The sequence below is a fragment of the Paenibacillus sp. FSL E2-0151 genome, assembly GCF_037993015.1.
Lineage (GTDB): Bacteria > Bacillota > Bacilli > Paenibacillales > Paenibacillaceae > Paenibacillus > Paenibacillus amylolyticus.
The window spans coordinates 4,200,250-4,222,523 of sequence record NZ_CP150308.1; the positions used below are offsets into that span (position 1 = coordinate 4,200,250).

18 protein-coding genes are annotated in these 22,274 nt (G+C 43.9%); 3 read left to right on the top strand and 15 right to left on the bottom strand.

Translation table 11 applies throughout. The features are described from left to right. Position 1: 1 nt before the first annotated feature. The 5 genes from MHI55_RS18895 to zwf form a co-directional block, all read right to left on the bottom strand. Positions 2-856 carry a PRD domain-containing protein gene (locus MHI55_RS18895; protein WP_036613466.1) on the bottom strand — a complete coding sequence of 285 codons (855 nt, stop codon included), beginning with the start codon at positions 854-856 and terminating at the stop codon, positions 2-4. A 336-nt stretch (positions 857-1,192) separates the two neighbouring features. Next, the gene (locus tag MHI55_RS18900) at positions 1,193-2,293 is read right to left on the bottom strand and encodes a metallophosphoesterase (RefSeq protein WP_340386598.1); all 1,101 of its coding nucleotides are present in this window, start codon (positions 2,291-2,293) and stop codon (positions 1,193-1,195) included. Positions 2,294-2,539: 246 nt separating this feature from the next. Further along, positions 2,540-3,958: an NADP-dependent phosphogluconate dehydrogenase gene (gndA, locus tag MHI55_RS18905; protein ID WP_036613463.1), complete on the bottom strand. Its 1,419-nt coding sequence runs from the start codon at positions 3,956-3,958 to the stop codon at positions 2,540-2,542. 60 nt (positions 3,959-4,018) lie between these two features. Further along, positions 4,019-4,684 (bottom strand): fructose-6-phosphate aldolase, encoded by a 666-nt coding sequence (gene fsa, locus MHI55_RS18910; protein ID WP_036613461.1) that lies wholly within the window; start codon positions 4,682-4,684, stop codon positions 4,019-4,021. 36 nt (positions 4,685-4,720) lie between these two features. Then, positions 4,721-6,244 (bottom strand): glucose-6-phosphate dehydrogenase, encoded by a 1,524-nt coding sequence (zwf, locus tag MHI55_RS18915; RefSeq protein ID WP_036613459.1) that lies wholly within the window; start codon positions 6,242-6,244, stop codon positions 4,721-4,723. A 112-nt stretch (positions 6,245-6,356) separates the two neighbouring features. On the opposite strand from zwf, the gene MHI55_RS18920 reads away from it, so the two are divergent. Further along, positions 6,357-7,241 (top strand): LysR family transcriptional regulator, encoded by an 885-nt coding sequence (locus MHI55_RS18920; RefSeq protein WP_036672843.1) that lies wholly within the window; start codon positions 6,357-6,359, stop codon positions 7,239-7,241. A gap of 98 nt (positions 7,242-7,339) precedes the next feature. Here MHI55_RS18920 and MHI55_RS18925 read toward each other — a convergent pair whose 3' ends face one another. The 7 genes from MHI55_RS18925 to MHI55_RS18955 all read right to left on the bottom strand — a co-directional run bounded on the left by MHI55_RS18925 (position 7,340) and on the right by MHI55_RS18955 (position 15,478). Then, positions 7,340-9,355, bottom strand: a complete 2,016-nt coding sequence (locus MHI55_RS18925; protein WP_340386600.1) for a chemotaxis protein CheA — start codon at positions 9,353-9,355, stop codon at positions 7,340-7,342. 14 nt (positions 9,356-9,369) lie between these two features. Beyond that, entirely contained in the window at positions 9,370-9,795 is a 426-nt protein-coding gene (locus tag MHI55_RS18930; RefSeq protein WP_100527318.1) for a chemotaxis protein CheW, read from the bottom strand. 24 nt (positions 9,796-9,819) lie between these two features. After that, positions 9,820-11,409, bottom strand: coding sequence for a methyl-accepting chemotaxis protein (locus MHI55_RS18935; RefSeq protein WP_340386602.1), 1,590 nt, complete (start codon positions 11,407-11,409; stop codon positions 9,820-9,822). 547 nt (positions 11,410-11,956) lie between these two features. Further along, a complete protein-coding gene (locus MHI55_RS18940) occupies positions 11,957-12,637 on the bottom strand; it encodes a hypothetical protein (protein WP_338706368.1) in 681 nt (226 codons plus the stop codon). Between the two features lie 207 nt (positions 12,638-12,844). After that, a complete protein-coding gene (locus tag MHI55_RS18945; protein WP_076250084.1) occupies positions 12,845-13,441 on the bottom strand; it encodes a cupin domain-containing protein in 597 nt (198 codons plus the stop codon). A gap of 138 nt (positions 13,442-13,579) precedes the next feature. After that, a complete protein-coding gene (locus MHI55_RS18950; protein ID WP_340386604.1) occupies positions 13,580-14,536 on the bottom strand; it encodes an aldo/keto reductase in 957 nt (318 codons plus the stop codon). A gap of 135 nt (positions 14,537-14,671) precedes the next feature. Continuing rightward, complete coding sequence (locus MHI55_RS18955) at positions 14,672-15,478, bottom strand: helix-turn-helix transcriptional regulator (RefSeq protein WP_076250082.1); 807 nt, start codon at positions 15,476-15,478, stop codon at positions 14,672-14,674. A gap of 162 nt (positions 15,479-15,640) precedes the next feature. Between MHI55_RS18955 and MHI55_RS18960 the strand changes: the two genes are divergently transcribed. After that, a complete protein-coding gene (locus MHI55_RS18960; protein ID WP_340386606.1) occupies positions 15,641-17,179 on the top strand; it encodes a hypothetical protein in 1,539 nt (512 codons plus the stop codon). 121 nt (positions 17,180-17,300) lie between these two features. Here the strand turns inward: MHI55_RS18960 and MHI55_RS18965 are convergent, their stop codons facing one another. Further along, positions 17,301-18,863: an FAD-dependent monooxygenase gene (locus MHI55_RS18965; protein ID WP_340386608.1), complete on the bottom strand. Its 1,563-nt coding sequence runs from the start codon at positions 18,861-18,863 to the stop codon at positions 17,301-17,303. A gap of 126 nt (positions 18,864-18,989) precedes the next feature. Between MHI55_RS18965 and MHI55_RS18970 the strand changes: the two genes are divergently transcribed. Continuing rightward, complete coding sequence (locus tag MHI55_RS18970; protein WP_340386610.1) at positions 18,990-19,628, top strand: TetR/AcrR family transcriptional regulator; 639 nt, start codon at positions 18,990-18,992, stop codon at positions 19,626-19,628. 184 nt (positions 19,629-19,812) lie between these two features. Here the strand turns inward: MHI55_RS18970 and MHI55_RS18975 are convergent, their stop codons facing one another. Further along, a complete protein-coding gene (locus tag MHI55_RS18975) occupies positions 19,813-21,165 on the bottom strand; it encodes a glucoamylase family protein (protein ID WP_340386612.1) in 1,353 nt (450 codons plus the stop codon). A gap of 290 nt (positions 21,166-21,455) precedes the next feature. After that, positions 21,456-21,914 (bottom strand): hypothetical protein, encoded by a 459-nt coding sequence (locus tag MHI55_RS18980; RefSeq protein ID WP_340386613.1) that lies wholly within the window; start codon positions 21,912-21,914, stop codon positions 21,456-21,458. Between the last annotated feature and the right edge of the window lie 360 nt (positions 21,915-22,274).

The window sequence follows — 22,274 nt, forward strand, 5'->3', positions numbered from 1 at the left end:
TCTATTGCGTGGACTTCTCGTCCCGCTTGGTTTTCATCAAACGTTCCAGATGGAGCGTTAGATATAACTGCTCAGAGTGAGTCATGTCATACTGATAGTTCTTATGGATAAAAGTCTCGATCTTGCCAATACATTTGAATGTCTCCGGATAGTTTTTCCGAACCACTTCATATAAATACTCCTCAGCATCATCATGTGAAGAATGTGTAATGACACGCTGACAGAAATATTTCAAATGGGTGATGAAGCGGAAATAATTGACGCTATCTTCATCCAATTCGACGTTGAAGTGATATTTGATGATATTCATGATCTCCTGCAACAGCTGCATCAGATGGGTGACATCGTTCATGGAATCATTGACTTCCGCATTGATGAAATGTAAGGCAATATTACAGATTTCATCTTTGGGAAACTCAATATCCAGCCTTTCCTTCAGCAAGGTCAGTGCTTCTCTGGCCACATCATACTCCGCCTTATAGAAGTGCTGAACTTCCCAAGAAAGTGGATTACGAGTAATCATTCCTTTTTCCAAGCGTTGAACAGCAAAATGAATGTGATCAGATAACGAGACATAGATCCCGTCACTGATGGTTTTGTTCAATTGCGTTCGTGCCAGTGTCACAATATCATCTGTTGCCTGCAGAATCTCAATCGGCACTTCAGCTACAATGGATTTGAATTTCTCATAAATCGATGCATCCTGAAGACGAAATACCTTCTCAATCCGCTCTTCATCAATCTCATCGCCTGCTTTGAACTTAAATCCGATACCCCGGCCGAGGATCAGTAGTTCCTGATTTTTGTCATCCACGGTACTGACAATATTGTTATTAAATATCTGTTTAATAATCATTATGGACCCACCTGGTTTTTTTTGAGGAATAAAAAAGGGCAAAACCAAAACAGAAATAATAAAATCATTTCCATAGTGGTTTTGCCCGCATTACCGGTAACAAGCCTCGGATATAATTTATCATAACCTGAAAACGGTGTCAACCCAAAAATACTACTATTGCTATTCCACTTCATTCCCTTACATGAGTCTTTTCCCTAAGCTTCCACGTTTAAGGGTGCATATGCTTTAGTATTCACATTTTGGAGCAGATTCAAACGAAATCAACCAATAAGCATCACTTGATCACTTGCTTCGAACAAAAAAGACCCTTCTCTCGAAGGGCCCACCGTACTATTACTGGAATGTAACATTAATCTGTACAATCTCCGAACGACTGCTTGTGCGAATCGGAGGTCCCCAGAATCCAAATCCTGAGGTTACGATGGAGTGCATAGAGCCCTTTTGCAGATAACCCCAATCGTTCTCATAAATGGCCTGTGTGATGAACTGAGCCGGTGCAATCTGACCACGATGAGTGTGACCAGATACGACCAGATCTACATTATTCTGCTCCGCAATATCCAGATCATACGGCTGATGATCCATCATAAGTACCGGTTGGGTCAAATCAGTGCCTTGCATTAAAGTAGCGACTTCTGCCCGATCCTTCTCTGTTCGGTCTTTCCGTCCAATTAGGGTGATCTTGTCATCCAGGACAATCTTGTCATCGTACAGAACTTGCATGTTGCTCTTCTCCAGCGCAGCAATCAGATCTTCAATCGGACCATCGAACTTATCGTGATTCCCGAGTGAAGCATAGACGCCGTATGGGGCCTGAATATCACTGATAATATCGGCAATTCCGCTATTGCGGTACATATCCAGATTGTCATCAATAATATCTCCAGGATACAGCACCAGATCCGGCTTCAGTGCATTAATTTCCTCCACCATGCGTTTGGCATGTGCAGGGCCAGACAGAAGTCCGAAGTGCATATCGGCAGCCATGACAATGTTGAGCTTGTCTACACCTTCTACTTTTTTATCAATCTGGATATTATATGTTCTGACTACCGGGCTGTAAGCGTTAAAGATTCCATAACCCATTGTGGACACTAACAGCACCAGCGTAACAACTCCCGCCCATTTCTGTGTGTGATGTCTTGGAATACGGGTTAATCTAAGCAACCACATCGTGAGGTGAACGACGGGCAGGATCAACAATAACAACGAGAAGATTGCCAGCCAGTAAGAACCGATAATACCGAGGAACGAGATGCTTCCAAATACCCGTGCCAAAATGAAGGAAACGGCAAGGAATACAAGCGCTATAATATAGAACCATCGAAATCTGGCGGACACAACTGGTTTCATCCAACTCCAACCGCTCCAACCTATGTAGAACACTAATAAACCGTATACGACCAAAAACAATATACCTGCTAATACAAACATGCCCGGTCTAACCTCCACGTCATTAAGTTGTATTCTGAATTTTCATTACGGATATAGGTCCGTCTGAACAAGTATAACGTAGTTGAAGGGTCAGATCATCTGTTTGCCAAACTCAGATTCGTACATTTTATTACAATTTGATGATATTCAAATTCGAACCATTAACGAGAAAAAGCATTCCCGCTGCCGCCCTGAATAATTAAATTCAAGGACAACTGCAGGAATGCTATATTTTCGAAATTAAAATTACTCGTTAGTGTCCATCCACTGGAAGTGGAATGAACCTTCTTTGTCAACACGTTTGAATGTGTGAGCACCGAAGTAGTCACGTTGAGCTTGCAGCAAGTTTGCTGGCAAACGCTCTGTACGGTAGCTGTCGTAGTAAGACAGTGCGCTGGAGAATCCAGGTACTGGAATACCTTGTTTTACAGCAGCCGCTATAACTTCACGCCATGCACCTTGATAAGATTCAACGATGTTTTGGAAGTAAGGATCCAAGAGCAGGTTTTTGAGTTCTGCATCTTTGTCATATGCTTCTTTAATGTTTTGCAAGAACTGCGAACGGATGATGCAACCACCACGGAAGATCATGGCAATGTTACCGTATTTCAGATCCCAGCCGTATTCATCGGAAGCTGCACGCATTTGTGCAAATCCTTGTGCATAGGATACGATTTTACTTGCAAACAATGCTTTACGCACGTTCTCGATGAACGCTTTTTTGTCGCCAGAGAATGCTTCAGTTGCTGGTCCATTCAGGATTTTGCTAGCTGCTACACGCTCGTCCTTCATGGCAGACAGGAAACGGGAGAATACGGATTCCGTAATCATGGACAATGGAACGCCGAGATCCAGCGCACTTTGGCTTGTCCATTTACCTGTTCCTTTTTGTCCAGCCGCATCCAGAATAACGTCAACCATTGGTTTTCCTGTTTCTGGATCATATTTGGAGAAGATATCTGCCGTGATTTCGATCAGGTAACTGTCCAGCTCCCCTTGATTCCACTCGGTGAAGATCTCATGCAACTCTTCAACGGAAACGTTCAATACGGATTTGAGCAAGTGATAAGCTTCACCAATCAACTGCATATCTCCGTACTCGATACCGTTATGCACCATTTTCACATAGTGTCCGGCACCGTCTGGTCCGATATATGTGCTGCAAGCGTCATCGCCAACTTTGGCAGAGATCGCTGTCAGGATCGGTTCTACCAACTGATAAGCACTTTCTTGACCGCCTGGCATGATTGCCGGGCCTTTCAGTGCGCCTTCTTCACCACCGGATACACCTGCTCCGATGAAGCGGAAACCTTTTTCTTCCAGTTCTTTACTGCGACGTTGTGTGTCAGGGAAGTAAGCATTACCTCCATCGATAATAATGTCGCCTTGATCCAGATGAGGAAGCAGTTGCTCGATCGTTGCATCTGTTGCTTTACCTGCTTGTACCATGATCAGAATTTTACGCGGAGACTCCAGGGATTCCACGAATTCTTCAATGGTGAACGCACCTGTCAGGTTTTTACCTTCTGCTTCTTTCAGAAGATCGTTCGTTTTCTCCGGGGAACGGTTAAATACCGCTACCGAGAAACCTTTGCTTTCAATATTCAAAGCCAGGTTTTTACCCATTACTGCCAATCCAATAACACCAATCTGTTGTTTACTCATTATGTCCTCCCAATACTCCATTATTTATATAGTAAGTTGAAACGAATGAATGGTTATAGATTATTGTACTGTTTTTTTCCAGTCCGCTGCAAATTTGTCCATACCTTGATCTGTCAGCGGGTGTTTGGAGATCTGTTCAATGACGGAGAATGGAACAGTAGCAATATGTGCTCCAGCCATCGCTACACGTGTAACGTGATCCGGATGTCTTACAGAAGCCGCAATAATCTGTGCATCCAGGTTATGTGTACGGAACAATTCAGCAATTTTGGTAACCAATTGTACGCCATCTTCTGAGATATCATCAAGACGTCCCAGGAATGGGGATACATATGTCGCACCAGCACGAGCAGCCAGAAGCGCCTGGTTCACCGTGAAGATCAACGTTACGTTGGTTTTCACGCCTTTTTTGGTCAGGTAACGGCAAGCTTCAAGTCCTGCAAGTGTCATTGGCAATTTGATCGTAATGTTTTTGTCGCTGTTGTTAATTTTGATCAATTCGTCTGCTTGCGCGATCATTTCTTCAGCAGTAAGGGCATCTGGTGTCACTTCCGCAGAAACGGACTCCACTTCAGGTACCAAACGCAAGATTTCTTCAATACGATCTTCGAATTTCACGCCTTCTTTGGCTACCAAAGATGGGTTTGTTGTTACACCAGACAATACGCCGATTTTGTATGCTTTTTGGATATCTTCCACGTTAGCTGTATCGATAAAAAATTTCATGATTAAATTACCTCCAGATATATTTTTTATTTTGGTTTAGAGATTTGCATTAACCGCCAAGGGTATGCTATTTGTAACTACAGACTCCTGATCCGCCGGCTCATCAAACCACCAGTGGTGACCTTCTTCTTCAAGCATAACATCTGATTCAACCGGTCCATAGCTACCCGCAGGATACAGGTGAAGTGGTAACAGATTTTCCTGGAATGCATCCAGAATTGGCTGCACCCACGCCCATGACAATTCTACTTCATCCCAGTGGGCAAAGAATGTTGGATCACCCAGCAAAGCATCACGAATCAGATTCTCGTAAGCTTCCGCGAGGTCACCTTTATCCGGAGAAAGATCGATGTGAACCGGTTTGAATTCACCTTTATTCTCAGGATCACTTGCATTAAGTTGCAATGTCATGCTCTGATCCGGACTCATCTCAATGACGAGCAGGTTTGGCTTGGAACCTTTGTTTTTCAGCACATTTGTCTGTCCTGAAGGTTCTTTGAATTCAATCACTATACGTGTTGATTTCTCCTTCATTCTTTTACCCGTGCGAATGTAAAACGGAACACCACGCCAGAAGAAATCATCAATTTGCAATTTGGCAGCAATGAATGTGTCATTCATCGTATTCTCGGCTACACCCGGTTCAGCAGTATAAGCATTTACCGGTTTACCTTGAATGTTGCCTTCTGCATACTGTCCACGGATGATGTTTGCGCCCACAGTTTGTTTTTGTAACGGCTGGATCGATTCCATAATGTGTTTTTTCTTCAATCCAACTTTTTCGGAAGTACTGTTGTATGGAAGCTGGATCGCCATCATCATGAGCAATTGCAACATATGATTCTGGAACATGTCTCGCACTGCACCAACATGATCATAATAGGATGCACGTTCTTCGACACCTACAGTCTCATTCGCCGTAATTTGCACATTGGAGATGTAACGGTTGTTCCATAACGCCTTCATGATTGGGTTACTCTGATGCAACGTCTCCAGACGCTGTACCATCGGTTTGCCCAAATAGTGGTCAATCCGATAAATCTCTTCCTCCGTGAACGATTCGCTTAATTTGCGATTAAGGTCTCTCGCAGACTGTAGATCGTGACCAAATGGCTTCTCGATAACGAGGCGTTTCCATCCCTCTGTGGAACCCAGTCCACTTTCTTGAATGTTCTCGGCAATCGGTTCGAAAAATTCCGGACCAACCGAGAGATAAAACAAGCGATTGGACGGAATGCCAAGTTCAGCTTCTCTTTGTTCAACTAATCCCAACAGCTTTATATAATCTTCCTTATGGCTTATATTCAATACACTGTAGCGGAAAGCTTTCACAAATGACTTCACAACTTCAGGATCAGCCTGGCGTCTGGAAAATTCATTAAGTGATTTTTCCACTTGTGCCTGAAAGAATTCATCAGACCAATCTCTACGCCCCAGACCAATCAATGAGAAGGTTTCAGGAAGCTTCTGCTCAAGATATAAGTTATATAAGGCAGGATATATTTTTCTTTTGGCTAAATCGCCAGTAGCACCAAATAAAACAATGGTAGTTGGTTCCATCTCACCGTTCTCCTTCCAAGTAACTCTGGTTTCTTTGTTGTAGTTACACTATAATACGTTTTATAGCTATACAAGTAATTAATATATTTCACAGGAGCTATAGACCACATCTATGACAACAAATTACGAACTATATAAAGTCTTTTATTGGGCCGCCAAAACGGGAAGTTTGACACAGGCTGCGAAAGCGCTGTATATCACTCAACCCAGCGTCAGTCATGCCATTAAGCAATTGGAAGAGAGCTTTGGTCTTACCTTGTTTTATCGAAATTCCAAGGGTGTCGCGTTGACACAGGAAGGTGCCAGTCTATACTCCTATATTGAACAATCCCAGATTCTGATCTCACTTGCGGAAGAAAAAATGGCCGCACTGAAGAATCTCGACAATGGTGAATTGAGAATTGGTGGCAGTGACTCCCTGTTCAAGCATTACATGCTGGCGTATTTAGAGGAATTTCACACCTTGTACCCTAACATCAAGCTACATCTGAGTCATGGAACCACGCCGGAAGTGATTACCTTTCTGAAAGAAGGCAAGATTGATCTTGGTGTTGTTCGGATGCCCATTGTTGATCCACAGCTAGAAGTCAGGGAAAGCATTCAGTTGAAGGACTGTTTTGTAGCTGGGGAACGTTATGCTCAGTTGAAGGGTAAAGTCATGACACTTGAGATGCTTCTGGAGCATCAACTGATCCTCTTCTCCCGGAACAGCCGTGTTCGGATGGCTATAACTGAGTTGTTTAACAGCTATAACTACACGTTGAAACCTGAGATTGAGGTTGGTAGTGTTGATCTGTTGATTGAGTTTGCGCGTCGAGGACTGGGTATTTCCTATGTCACACGTGAATTTATATCCAAAGAGCTGGAGGAAGGCTCTCTCTTCGAAATTCAGCTTGATGTCCCGCTCCCCCCTTCCCATGTGGGGATTATGACCAAACGCAATATGCCGATCTCTCTGGCAGCCAACCGGTTTATGGATCTCATTTTCAAATCCTGAGTGGTCACAATGTCAAAAGGTACAACAAAGAGCCCCACCGTCCAGTTATGGCTGATGAGGCTTTTTGGCCTACATAAAAATTTGTGTTTATCTAACGATTAAAGACTCACCAGATATGACGCGTCCAATATAAGGGCAACTTTACCATTACCGAGGATCGTTGCTCCAGATAGATGGTTCATCGCTCCCAGATACGTACCGAGTGTCTTAATAACGACTTCCTGATTTCCTATAATCTCATCTACTGCGTAAGCTGCAATTTTATCAACGGAACGCACGATCACCAGTGGAATGGTCTTGGATTTGCGGTCTGTTCGTGGATAGTTGAGCCTGTCGCACAGTCGGTGAAAAGGTACAATTCGTCCATGATTCAGGATCGCTTGTTGCCCCTGGATCATCTGAATATCTTCAGGTGAAATTCGAACAATCTCAGCAACATTATACATCGGCAAGATCAGCACACGACCCGATACTTTGACTAACAGACCTTTAATAATCGCCAGTGTGAGCGGTAGACGAATCGTAAACGTGGTACCCACACCAACCTCCGTATCAATATCAATTATACCGTTGAGTCGCCCGATCTGACTACGCACGATGTCCATTCCAACACCGCGTCCTGATACTTCACTGACAGAAGAAGCCGTCGAGAAGCCAGGTTCAAATATGAGGTGGACAGCTTCCTGTGTTGTTAGGCGTGCAGCCTGTTCCTCACTAATGATGCCCTTGCCCAAGGCGGAAGCTTTAATCTTCTCACCATCGATACCTTTGCCATCATCCGAATAACGAATGACAACATGATTTTCTTCATGAAACGAAGTTAATGTAATACGTCCTTTGGACGGCTTACCGTTCTCCGCCCGAACCTCTGCACTTTCAATGCCATGATCTGCACTGTTGCGGATGAGATGGATCAGCGGGTCACTCAGTTCTTCAATAATCATCCGGTCAAGCTCAGTCTCTCCACCTTGAATAACCAGTTCCAGATCCTTACCCAGCTTCTGTGATAGGTCACGAACCAATCTCGGGAAGCGACTGAATAGTTGATCAATGGGTAACATCCGTGTCTTCATTACACCTTCTTGGAGTTCCTTGATTACCCTGCCCATATGATCGGATACACCACTAATACTCCGGATGAGTGTTGAAGACTCCTTACGCGCGCCCGATCCACTCAGATCTGCAAGGGATGTCTGATCAATTAACAGTTCACCGACCAAATTCATCAAATGGTCCAGACGTTCAACACTCACACGAACTGTAGGTTGAGCAGCTTTCACTTTCTCATCCGGCCCAGTTGTATTCACGGTAGGCAAGCTTTGTTTCGTTTGCTCTGTTTCAGAGATTAATTCAAGTGGTGCAGACGTCGCTGCAACCTCATTGGATTCCAGCAGATATGGATCAATCTCCAGCATATGAATATCCGAGTCTGAAGACAGCTCTGCCTTAAGCTGCTGTTGGTCATTCGACGTTGCTACGATGATGATGAACTGACCATAATGATCATCTTCATTTTGCGCGCCCGGTTGAATCTCCATGAGCGAAGTAGCGACAACCGTACCACAGATGTCCTCAATGCGTTGTCGTAAAATATGATATCTGGCCGCTTTCATCATGCACTTCTGCTCCAGCACAACATGAATGGACAATAACTGCTTGCCTGACACAATAGCTACCTGTGCCATAATCGACTCTGCTGGTTGCAATTGAGGTGTTTTAAGTTGCCCGACTACTGTCGGGGTCTGAATTAAATCCTTTATTTCTCTTACTACTGCTCGAAAATCTGCATAGGCTTCCCCACGGATGTACTGATCACGAAGCACCTTCATGGCGTCCAAAGAGCGGAACAACGTATCAATTAGCTCCGAAGTCATCTCCGGTTTTTTCTCCCGGACCCATTCAAGAGCATACTCCACTTCATGCGTAAGGTCGCTTAATTCACGGAAATCCATAGTGGATGCCGATCCCTTGATGGTATGGGCTGCCCGAAACAGCGTCTGAACCAGTTCTACAGAAGGCGAAAGCTCCAATGCCAATAAAGACTGATCCATACGTTCCAGTTGATCATTCAGTTCTTCGATAAAGATGTCACGGTAGGCAGACAAATCCATCATTCGTATATACCTCCCTAACCGCCCAATATTTCGTCCAGTTTCAAAATGCCCACAAGCTTGTCTTCCTGTTGACCCACACCATGGAATAAACCTTCACGGTTACGACCATATCCGCCGGTTGGCGGATGTATGTCCGAATATGTGGTTACCTTGTTCACGCGATCCACGATCAAGCCAATATATTCATCCTGATGTCGAACTACGATAATACGCGTCGCTCTGGTGTCCGCTTCATCCGGCATACCCAGCAAATTACGAAGGCTCATTACACATACAACCTTGCCACGCAGATTAACTACCCCTTTGATCTCTGGGCGGCTGAATGGGATATCTGTAATGCTGAGCATTTTAATAATTTCGTGAATTTCTTCGATTCGAATGGCGCAAGTCTCTGCACCTACAGACAGTTCAATATATTGTTCCTTCTGAAGTGAAGACATCGATTCACCCTCAATTCAATTTTATTAATTTGTTTTGAAGGCAGCTGCCGAATTCGCCAGTTCTTCCGCAAGATGCGCCAAAGACTGGCATGTTGCCGCTGTCTCTTCAGACGCTGCAGCGGATTCCTCACTGGAAGCCGAGATGGATTCAACAGAGCTCATCACCTCTGCGGCTTGGGCTGCTTCTTCTTCACATGCAGCAGCAATTTCGTTTACTTTCTGTGAAGAGTTATTGACCATATCAATGATCTGATCAAACGCCTGTCCCGTCATGGAAGACTGCTCAACACTGGCTGCTACAGCCTGTACACTTTGTCTCGTATTTTCCTGCATTGCTTTGATGATGGCTGTAATTTCTTTGGTCGCCTCGCCACTTCGTTCGGCAAGCTTCCGGACTTCATCTGCTACTACGGCGAATCCTCGTCCTTGTTCTCCGGCACGTGCCGCTTCAATTGCAGCATTCAGCGCTAGCAGATTGGTCTGCTCAGCAATATCATCAATCACTTCAATGATGTCACCGATTTTACGAGAATCATCTTCAAGTTTAGTCATTTTTGTATTAACAGCTTGCATACCTTCCAATGAAGTCTGTACAACAAGTCCACCTTCACGAGCAGTCTTCACCGTATCGTTGGACAGTTCAGCCGCTTCTTCCGCACTTGCAGCGACGGAGTTAATGGCAAGTGAAAGCTCCTTGAACAATTCGGAGATATTTCCCGCCTCACTGGATTGGCTTGTGCTGGTGCTCGCAATTTCCTGTGTGCTGGCTGAGATCTGTTCCGAAGAAGCAGCAACACTTTGGGAGTTCATCACGATATTGTTAATTAACTCTTTCAGATTATCGACCATCCGATTCAGTGCCGCGGCTAGTTGACCCACTTCATCTTTGCTGGATATGTCTGACTTAAGGGTGAGATTTCCGTTGGCAACTTCCGTAGCTAGACCCAGCATGGCCATGAGCGGCTTCGAAATGGAGCGAGAGATGATATATCCAATGAGAATACTGAAGAGTACGGACAGAACCACAAGAATTATCGTTACTTTAAATGCTTGTGAATAGGCAGCCTGAGATTGTATATTCGCCTGTTCAGCCATACTTTCATTAAGTTCGATCAAATTGGTAAGGAGTTCTACAATCCTGTCTCCTTGTGGTTTAAGCTCAATTTTAAGGTAGGTATTAAAGGCACTTTGATCATCTGCGACAGCCAGATTAGTTGCTCGTTCAAACATTGTTAAATATCCTGGATATTCCGCATCAAAATTACGGAGTAACTCTATTTCTTCAGGGGTTGTTGCAAGCGGACGATAGATGGTCAGGCGATCATTCACACTCTGACGGATCGAAGCGATGTTTTCCGTGATCCGAGTTTTTTCGGTTTCAACGGTTTCGAAGCTCAAATCACGCACGTTCACACGCATTCTTTGATAATCAATCTGAGCAGATGATAATTCTTTGACAGAGATTAGATTGTTGTTATACATCTCTTGCATTCGTTCATTCGTACTTCTCAATGTTACTACAGAGTAGACGCCAAGCGCCGCAAGGATTATCGACACAACTAAAAACGCTGAGATAATCTTTGTTGCTGTTTTCAAATTTCCAAACCACTTCATGTAATCTCCTCCTAGGCATCGTAGTGTCCAGTTATGTATATAACGCTTGGTAAACCCTTCTCTTGGTCGCGCTCCAGACAACTTACGATCTATTTCGACATAAATATATTAAAACTGAATAGGAGATTTTTATTTCTATAAATTTGCACTATTATGAATTTTTATTTCAGATATAAAGAATCTTCTTTTTAATATAAATTATACTTTTTACCTATTAAATTGTTTTTTTCATTTACATATATACGTATAATCAACATTCTGCATTGACTTACACATACATCTCCATACAAAATTTCATGTGACATGATCTTCTTTTATTTATACAAGAAGTTATATAGTTCTTACGTCTAACAAATATCATTTTCCACACAAAAAATTATGTATTTTTTCTGTACACACTCAACATTTCAAGACCTAAGTCTAATAAATACTTACTCATACTGAGTCCATTTCCCCATAAAAAAACCAAACCCGAATCAACAAAGTTTGGTTTTGAAGCGAAAAAATATACTTTAAATTAACATAAAACCCGTTTAAAACTAATTACTTATGTGTTATATAACTGCTCCAGTTCAATTAAGCGGTCCTTAATCCTGTGCGGAATAATATCAAACAGATTATCCCACGTCATGAACATCTCCTGTTTTAGTAAATATTCTTCGAACTCCATGGTAGGTACAAACGCTTTGGTTTGCAGATAACGCTCCACCTGAGCATCGATCTGTTCATTCGTTTCAAAATAATCTTGAAACAACTCATTCACAAGTAGCCCATCACATCCAGCTTCGGCACCTGCTGCACTATACAGGTTTGGCAATAACTCAAATACAACCGGAAGTGGTGAGAAAGCATGTTTGCCAGGCTGTGAGTACAGACATACATGATGTCCAACCACATTGACCCGCCCCTTCAACAATCCGCGCAGCACCTTTCCATGAAAACTGGCTTCACAATCTACTACCTCTCCGTCATGACCCACATAAACCCATACATGCTCCATTTCATACAGATGTCCAATCTCATAATCCCACCAGATTGCATATTCAATTACATATTGTACTGCCTCGGTCGGAAACTTAATATCCCGTCTGAACGATGGTGAAGGCCCAGATCGATGCAACACAGAAATGCCAACAAAATCAGGATAAAAGGGTTCGGCTCTGTCAAACATCAAAATAGGTGCATAACTCATTGCAGTTTCAAGCGTATCCATTTCTGACATGTTCATTTATGAGTCCTCCGTTTTTGTTGGATGTTCATACTATACTAACAGAGAACGTAACACACTGACTCAGGCATTATGAATTTTCTCTAATATAATACCAACCCCCTCCGTGACTTCTTACGATTATTACATCGACACATAAAAAAAACCTGCAACTGTTATTCTCCAGTTACAGGCTGTGTACTTTGATAATGAATAAGGAATCTTGACTTAAGATTTCAGCTTATTGGATGGTGACACGGACGTCTTGGAAGGTGAGGTCGATTGATCAGAAACCTGCGTATCACACCCTATTGGAGGGCCAAGAATCGCATCATTTTTAATGGAAGCAACAGCTCTCGTATATGCCTCTTCATCCAAACAGTACGCGCGGTGAGCCACCTCCGGCGGTGTAGCTGCCAAGAAATCCGCTCCAAACACAATATCAGGCGTTGGTTGATCAAAGATTGTTAAGACATATACATCATCTGTCTCAGCGACAAACCAGTGAAACCAGCCTTTCGGAAATACAACAACCTGACCTGGTTTCAGACGATATGTCAATCGTTCACGCGTAAACGGATTAAAGACTGACGCTGTAATTTCACCGGTGATGACCACAACCATCTCCGTGACATTGGTGTGCCAGTGTGGCTGCACAATGATTCCTTTGCTTAAGTACACGTTGAAGAACCCATTTGCAATGGTCGGCAGCTGTTCTCCAAACAACTGGGTTACATAGTTGCGTGAATCCCTCTGATAATTGACAACCGCATTGGAATCGGCTGCCAGCGGAACATTCGGGGCTTGTAAAATCGGATTCATCATACGATCATTTCTCCTCCTTGGGCATACATCTCATTGTTGTACTGTATGCCGGAGAATAGAAAGATAATACCGTTGACACATGTTATATATTGTTTTTAATCCTGAACTTTAGGTTTCTTAGAATCTTGTATAAACAAACTAGACTTTACCAGGGAATCTGCCTCCGGCTGCAATGCCTTGGGGAGATATGTGATCTATCTGGTTCATCTCATCATCCGTAAGCGAAACCTGTAGCGCCCCTAAGTTCTCGTGAACTCTTTCCAGGTTGCGAGTCCCCGGGATCGGAACGATATGTTCTCCCTTTCCAAGTAACCAGGCCAGAGCAAGTTGAGAGACCGTGCATCCTTTTTGCTTAGCCATCTCTTGGATCAATCCAACAACCTCCAGATTTTTCTGAAAGTTCTCACCTTGGAAACGCGGATAGTGACGACGATAATCATCTTCCGGGAGATCGTCTATAGAACGGATCTGACCTGTCAGGAAACCACGTCCCAATGGGCTGTATGGAACCAAGCCTATGTTCAATTCATGCAGGACAGGCATAATCTCATCCTCAAGCTCTCGACTCCATAATGAATATTCGGTCTGCAACGCTGTAATCGGATGAACAGCATGTGCACGCCGAATGATCTCTACTGGCGCTTCGGACAGACCAATATATCGAATCTTCCCCTGTTGAACCAGATCGGCAAGTGTGCCTACCGTCTCTTCAATGGGTGTATTCGGATCAGGACGATGTTGATAATACAGATCGATATAATCCATTCCCAAGTTGTAAAGACTCGCATCTACTGATTTTTTGATGTAGACTGGATCTCCCTTGGGGCCCTGCGTGTGTGTTATACCAAATTTGGTGGCAACGATTGCCTTGGATCTTCGACCTTGAAGCGCGCGTCCAAGCAGTTTTTCATTCCCTCCAAATCGCTGTTTTTCATACTCTCCGTATAGATCCGCCGTATCAAACATGGTAACTCCTGCATCCAGCGCACCCTGAATGGTATGTACCGCTTCGTCATTATCCGGCATCATCATCACACCCAGGCCGAGCGCAGATATTCGTAATTTATCATTTCCCAGTGTTCTTGTTTTGAGCATGAGGCTCCCTCTTTTCATCTTGAAATAGAAACGTTAACTAGAAACGTATGAACTTGAGTTCATTCTATTTCACTCCCGAGACCCCAACCACACTCTGTTTATGCTAGTAAAGAAATTACCAGTTTGATTAACTTTCTATATGGCAACAGGAACGTAAATACAACAATGAATGCCTGATTGGCTGTTCAGATTATTCATGGAAAAGATATCGTATGCATGCACAACGCCATCTGCCCGATCCGTCGTTTCAAGCAGGACACAATTGACTTGTTTTAACTCAACTTGGTGCAGGTTCCAGATCGTTCGGAAGTCTACACTTTCGTCAATCAATTGTTTCACGATTCTGCTAAATTCGGGGTCACTCGGATACTTGTCATAATACGTACGGAATACGGCTACCGAGTGCCGCGCGAATTCATCCCAGTTGTGCATACGCTCCCTGAGCGCTGTATCCAGAAATAAAATCCGCATCATTAAACGCTCATTCACATTCATCGACGAGAAGTTGAAAAGGTTCGTATCTGCAGCTTCATTCCAGGCAAGTACCTCAGAACGTTCATTGGTAATAAAGGAAGGATGAGTCAACTGGCCAATAATACTATGCCACCCTGGCTCCAGTTGCGAATACGAAGCAAGGAATTCATGTTCCGTATTAGGGTCCCATAAGTCAAACAAATGACTCTTCTCTTCCAGGGTTAAACGGAGCGCATCCGCTATACTCTGCATCACTTCTCGTGAAGCCGCCAACTCCCTACCCTGTTCGAGCCACGTGTAATACGTCGCACTGACACCAGCCAATACCGCTACTTCTTCCCGCCGTAGACCGGGTGTTCTTCGCTGTCCATAAGATCCTGACAATCCAACCTGTTCCGGTTGAATGCGGCTTCTCCGTGATTTCAAAAACTCACCCAGTTTTTTGTTACGGCTCATACTTGTATCCATTAACATCGTTCCTTTTTATAAAAGTATTCAAGCCTATTCGGCTCTATCCCAAAATGGTAGTCTCTGAATGACTTTGATATAATTCATCTATTATTAGTTCTGTAGAATACTTGGTTTACAAGTAGCTTAGCATCGATTGATGCAGAACGAAAGGAGCATAACATGATCCCCAATGTTGGAGATGTGTACTGCGTGTATGTCGAAAAATTACAACAATATACAGCCTGCCAGGTAACTGGACTGAACGAAACGGAGGGTAAAACTTCCAACACGCTTGCCTCGGTCCTTCAGTTGGATTGGACTGGTGATCAACTGCCTAATGAAATGCAGCTTCATCAGATGAAACCGTTGATCTGTAACTTCTATTTCTGGCATGATCGACTTGCCCATAGTTTCGTGAGTGCTAATGTTCCTTCACAGTATGTGCTTGCAGGCAATATCCCTCCTCTCTACACCGAGGAAACAAATACGTATGGCGGAGGCTGGCCGATCGGAGAAAGTCTCTATCTCCAGCGTGAATGGGAAGGTATCGATGCGATCCGAAGAGCGCAGTTCAAACAAGCTGCGGATGATGACAAAGAAGTGATGGTTGGCGATCGTGTAATGCGGCGCAGTACGAGTACACTCCGCGATTTCAGCCCTACATCTGCGGAAGATGTAGCCGAACTCGCAAAGCTACCTTGTCTGACACATATTGAAATGGATGGATGTACGGAATCAATCTTTCCATTTATAGAGGACAACCCGTTCATTAATGAACTTCATATCATACATCATGGTCAAACGATGCTCGATATCAGCAACAGTCACCTGACCAAACTTATTGTGGATGTCAGCGGGTTGAAGGAGTTAATTTTGAACACAAAGATGAAAAGTCTGAATTTCACAGGTGAGCTGTCTCCTGATCTGCGTATCGCGGCTTATGAAGACGGTAAATGCATCACTCTCAATGTTCCATCGGACCTGCCGCAGGTTACGGGTATCTCACGACTTGAAGCTCTGTATATCAGAGATATCACGGAACTCAATCTGGAGCCACTTGTGCAGTATTATCCTGAGCTTTCAGAGTTACGATTGTGGGGTAAACCCGGCAATGTATCCCATATAGAGTCGATTCAGCATTTGGCAAATTTGCAAACCTTCACTACATATGACCTGTTCGGCTTCAATGGTGAAGAATTCCCTGGTCCAGAGCAACTTCCAAAATTGGCTACGCTGTGGCTAACCAGCCTGCCTGCCGATGCAGCCAAATCGATCAAAACAAGATATAAAAAATTCGCTGCCGCCGGACTTGATATTGACATCACCAAAGCACGCAAACCGGAATGGCTTGCGGAGAACCTGAACAATCCGTTTCGGGATTGGGATGGGCGGGACCACATCAAGGCAGCTCACGCAAAAAAAGCAGCTCAATTGTACAAGCAGTGTTTGAAGGAAATACGTCAGTTAAGTCAAGATTTTAACAATCAGGAAGCTATGCACAAACAACTCGTCTCCATGGTTGAGAACTACACACAGACCTTCAACAAGATGGATGCCAAGACCGGCTTTATTGAAACTGTTGAGCGGGAAGAGATTTATGTTGTTCTAACGGAGTTGCTGGATCAATTACAGGAGCATTTGGAACTGCGTCAAGATGATTTGGTTAAGGTTAATCACGAGGAATTATATGAGGTATTTGATCGTTTGAGGGATTTTTAGTTTACGCAAAAAGGGTCCTGTTATGAAAATGGCAAGACCTTTTTTTTGCATGAATAGAATTTCTTGCACTCTATTTTCAAAAAGACGACGTGACTCGGGCAGAACCTTGGGTCGCTCGATCCTATGATAAGCCACACAAATTCAAGTAATTCAGGATCGATGCGGTATCATCAATGGAGGTGCGCAGGGCGATGTAACCGTCAGGACGAATCAATACAAGTTCTTTACTTGCGACATCGTAAACTCGATAGGCATTCCCTGCAGTGTCTATTATGCCTTCCGCCCCCTCCACCTTAAATGGAAGGATATAATGCAAATGGAGTGCATCGTTGCTGAAGTTCTTCAGAGAAGGATCAATGTAGTTTGCAAAAGCCAAAAGCGTCCAGTGTGGGCCGCGCAAGAGGTCAAAGACACTTCCTGCAAACCCGGCGCCTTGCAGTCCCGTAGCATTAGGAGCACGATCTCCAGGAAGTAAACGGGTAGCATTTGTTCGAGCAGACGGACGGGTAAGCGAACTTGAACGATAGGAAATGAGAAGCCCGCTCGTCAGATCGTCGGATATGGTGCTCAAGGATTGGGACAACCCTCCGCCTTCTGTCGCCGTTCCTATGACGCCTCCCATTTTCTTTGTGCTGTCTTTGAGCACGGCTTGAGCCACTGGGCGGCGCTCTTCATCGTACGTGTCAAGTAAGGCGGTGTCCGCTCCGCGTATGACAGCCGCCAGCTTCCAGCCGAGGTTGTATGCGTCCTGTATTCCCGTATTCATGCCTTGACCGCCGGCCGGCGAATGAACATGAGCCGCATCACCGGCAAGGAAAACCCGGTTGTTTCGGTAACATTCAACCATACGAACGTTGACCCGGTAGATGGACAACCAAGAAGCATCCGTAAGCCGAACACGTCCGGACCCGGCGCGACGGTCAAACATGGCTTGATACGCCTCTAGCGACGGCTGCTCTGGTTCATCGATGTCTGCCGGAATTGTAGCCTGCAGTTGCCAAATATCGGTTTTTGGCAGCGGCGTCACCCCGACCATCCCCTCCGAAGAAGTCCAGATATGGATATGGTCACGATCTAACCCTTCCAATCGTACATCGCCAAGATACCATCGCTCATGATCATGTGTTTCCCCAACCAGCGGTAAGTGAATAAATTTGCGGATATTGCTTTTGCCCCCGTCAGCGCCGACTACATAACGAGCACGAATTTGCTCTTCTCCTTGTGGTGTTTTCACGGTTATCGATACACCATCCACATCCTGAACAAGTCCTACAGCTTCCATGCCCAACTCAACTTGACCGCCAAATACTGCATATCGGTCGCGCAACGCTTTTTCCACATCAAATTGAGCAATCCAGACCGGATCACGATAGGGTGTCTCAAGTTCGGCGCTGGCTGCAACGGTAATACTCGGCTTGTCCACACTTCTGCCATCTGCGGTATAATAACGAACAGGCAAGTCCACAACACCTGTATCAACAATGTAGTGAACGGCTTCCAAATCATCGATGACTTCAAGCGAGCGAGGCTGGATTCCTTTGGCGCGAGATGCAACGTTATACACGGTGCTTCGTTCAATAATACGATGGTTGACGTTTCGACGGGCAAGGTCGCAGGCAAGTGTAAGCCCTGTGGGTCCGGCCCCGACGATAAGAACATCAACAACAGACGGTATGGTATTCATGGACAAAAACCTCCTTGAGCATTGATTTGATACGCTACATTTGTTACACTACACCGTACAGTATAGTTTGTAAAGCAGGACTCTAATCCATTTCTTAAATATACATATAAGGGGGGAAACGTAAGAATGGATCATACGGAAAACAAGAAAATCCGCAAAGGCTCTTCAGACAAACGAGCTAAAATAATTACGGCGGCACGAGAGCTGTTTCTTTCAGACGGGTTTGATCGTTCCAGCGTCGATGCGGTCGCAACTAAAGCGGGAGTTTCCAAACGGACAGTTTATGATTATTATGGCGACAAACAGAATCTACTACTTGCCGTTGTGGAAGAATCCAGTTCGGCGGTTCTGGTCATGATTGAGCAAGGGATATCAGACCACCTCTGGAAATTCGAAGATCTTGAGCAGGCGCTCATCTTATTTTGTGAGCAAATCGTAGCTTCTGCAAACGGTTCGGCAGATTACAAGGCTTTGATCCGTCTGGTTATGGTGGAAGCTGCCAACCTGCCAGACTCGTTTTTTGAAAGGCTCGATAACGCAACTGAAGAGGGGATTATCAGGAGGTTTACAGCGTTTGGACAAAACGGACTGCTCCATGTGATTGATCCTAAAATGGCTGCAAAGCACTTCGCTGCATTAACGTTTTTATTGGTATTCAATCAACCGGGAAAAATCGGGACATTAGATGAGGACCAAACTAAACATATCATCACTGAAGGCGTACGCGTCTTTCTTTGCGCTTATGCCCCACAACGTAAGTCTTAAAATCGCCATTGTAAATGCCTTGTCTTTTTCCGGATAAATTCCATAATCTAATCCATCTGCGACTTCATTATCAATGGTAAACGCAAAAACGGAACGAAGCATGCTGATACCCTGCTTCGTTCCGCCCATCTTTTAATCTTCGTCCCATTTCGTTAGTGATCTTGCTCTAATCTAAAGCAGCCCTTCATTGAATGGAAAACACTTCTTTTTTCAATAATTCTTCTGGCGTCTGCCCTATCACATCACTGTGAAAATAATCGCGGATAACGCCATCTTGAAGATAGTTGGCGATCGACACCATAATCATCCCTTGATCCAGTGCCAGATAAGCTTTTGCAAGTTCTCCCGTTTCAACATTGACTGAGTCATAGAAGCCATATTCGCCAAACATTTTGAAGTTCTTTAAAGCTTTAATGTTCTTTCGAACTGCTTCAGGGGCATAATCCAGAGCAAGGAATGTTGCGTGTGCTGTTACCGTTGCTCCATCTTTGTAACCTGAGGTACCTAACGGCGTTGCTGCAAACTCACTGTAACCTGCCGGAGTGGCAGAAGGTGAGAAGCCCCATGCGGAATACCCTTTTTCTTTGGCGTATTCGATCTGCAATTCGACATGACGCTGATTGTTCAATCCCAAAGCTTGAGTACCCAGGTCTTTTTCCTTTATGACCATACCGGGCATAAGAGCTTCAAACATACTACCTCCCCAGCTTGGTACGAACTTTTTATCCTTGTATACATAACTTCCTTCAAACACATCCACTCCATCGTACTTAACGGATTTGCCTTGAGGAATCTGAGCTTGCCAATCCCATTCTTGAGGTAATGTGCGATACATCTTCCACCAATGATCTTGGGGAACGTCACCTTTCCCAATGGCAATATAGCTGCCTACACGTGGTTCCGTATAAAACATCCCATAATGGTGGTCCGTCAGCGCGCCTTTAGCCACATCATAACCGCCGCGGAATTGGCCGACTTCAGGATCATATAGCGGAGTATAATTCATATTTGTAACCAACTTGCTTGTTTCCCCATGAAGTTCTTCATAGGCTTGCCCAACAACAATTAAACCAGCGGATAACCAGCCATTATCGACTTGGGAAATAAATTGCCCCCAATCTTTCTTCACCGAACCGTCAACTGTGTTATACCAGTTATAAAATAGGCCGTTCCACTTTTCTAACTTTTCGAGGGAATTTATAGTTGTTTGCAGGCGATGTACAGCTTCTTTCTTTGAAATAATGCCCAATTGTTGCGCTGAAACGGTACTCATCATATACATTGCGATGTTTGTGGGCGAGGTACGTTTAGCTTCTTCTATCCCGTTTTCAGTGTGCCGTACTTCATCGTAAGTCAAGCCGGTATTCTGATCCGTATAGTCCTCAAAAAACGTATAGGTTTTATATGCAATCGCTTTCAATTCTGCTCGGAATCCAATTAAATTGCTTGAGTCACCTGCTGAAGCCATAGGAGTTAAAGCTAGATTAGCTAACAGACAAAAAGTTAAAATGAAGCTGAATTGTTTTACTTTTTTCATGATTTTCTCCCTTCAAATGGATTCGAAACGTTTCGTGTATATGTTATCATAAATTTCCCATCTCCGTAAACAATAAAATAAAACGCTTACAGATACTGAATATAATGTGGCTTAATTATAAATTTGAATTCGAAACGTTTCATTAAAGGGACTACATTAAGGCAACTCACGTGGAATTATATGACGACTTGATCGTTTGAGGGTCTTTTAGAGATTCTAAATTGAGGAGATTAAAAGCCTGACTCCATAGGAATCAGGCTTAACCCTTCACGTATCTATTCTGAACCGTTCTAATTTGTTACAACTGTTGTTCCGCAATACTCGCAGTCCGTTGATTGCTTAGGAAGCACTTTTGCCTTCGCCCCACACCCCGGGCAACTCACTGAAACAGGCCTTTGTGGCTCTTCAACTTTTTCATCGGCTTTCTCTTCAGTGTTTTCCTTATCTGAAAAATTGATCTCTGTATAGTTAATTGTATTATGACTACTGTAACTCACGGTGTTGCTATTGTAACTTGAATAAGTATGCGGATTCGCATTTTCGCGATCAAGATGACCTCCATAGTCTCCCCCATAAAACTTTCGTTCAGGGCCACGCTTTTTCTTAACACGTTTTTTCCTAAGCAATTTAATACCAAAAAACAAAAATAAAAATTCAATAATAATAACTCCAATTATGCCAAATAGATCCCCACTTTTGTGATTGTCTGCATTGAAAAAAGCAATGGGTGTGCCAATTGCATACACCATAAAAATGAGCCCGAAAAACTTCCTCAATTTGATTCCTCCCAAACAAACTCTACGCCTAACCGACACACTACAAGTATCCGTCCGCTAAAACTGTTAAAGTCTATTTATGTTAGCTACGACTAAGAGATCCTCATTGTCGTTCCGCAATACTCACAATCCGCAGACAAAGTAGGATATACCCTTACCTTGGCTCCACACCCTGAACAATTCACGGCTACAGTTTCTTGAGGTGCCTCGTCATATTTCACACGATGCTGATCTTCGTAATATTGATTATCATTAGAATTGTGATGGTATTGATCAGTGTTAGAACGAGATTTAGGTCGACCACACATTTTAATGCCCGTAACAAGTACGATA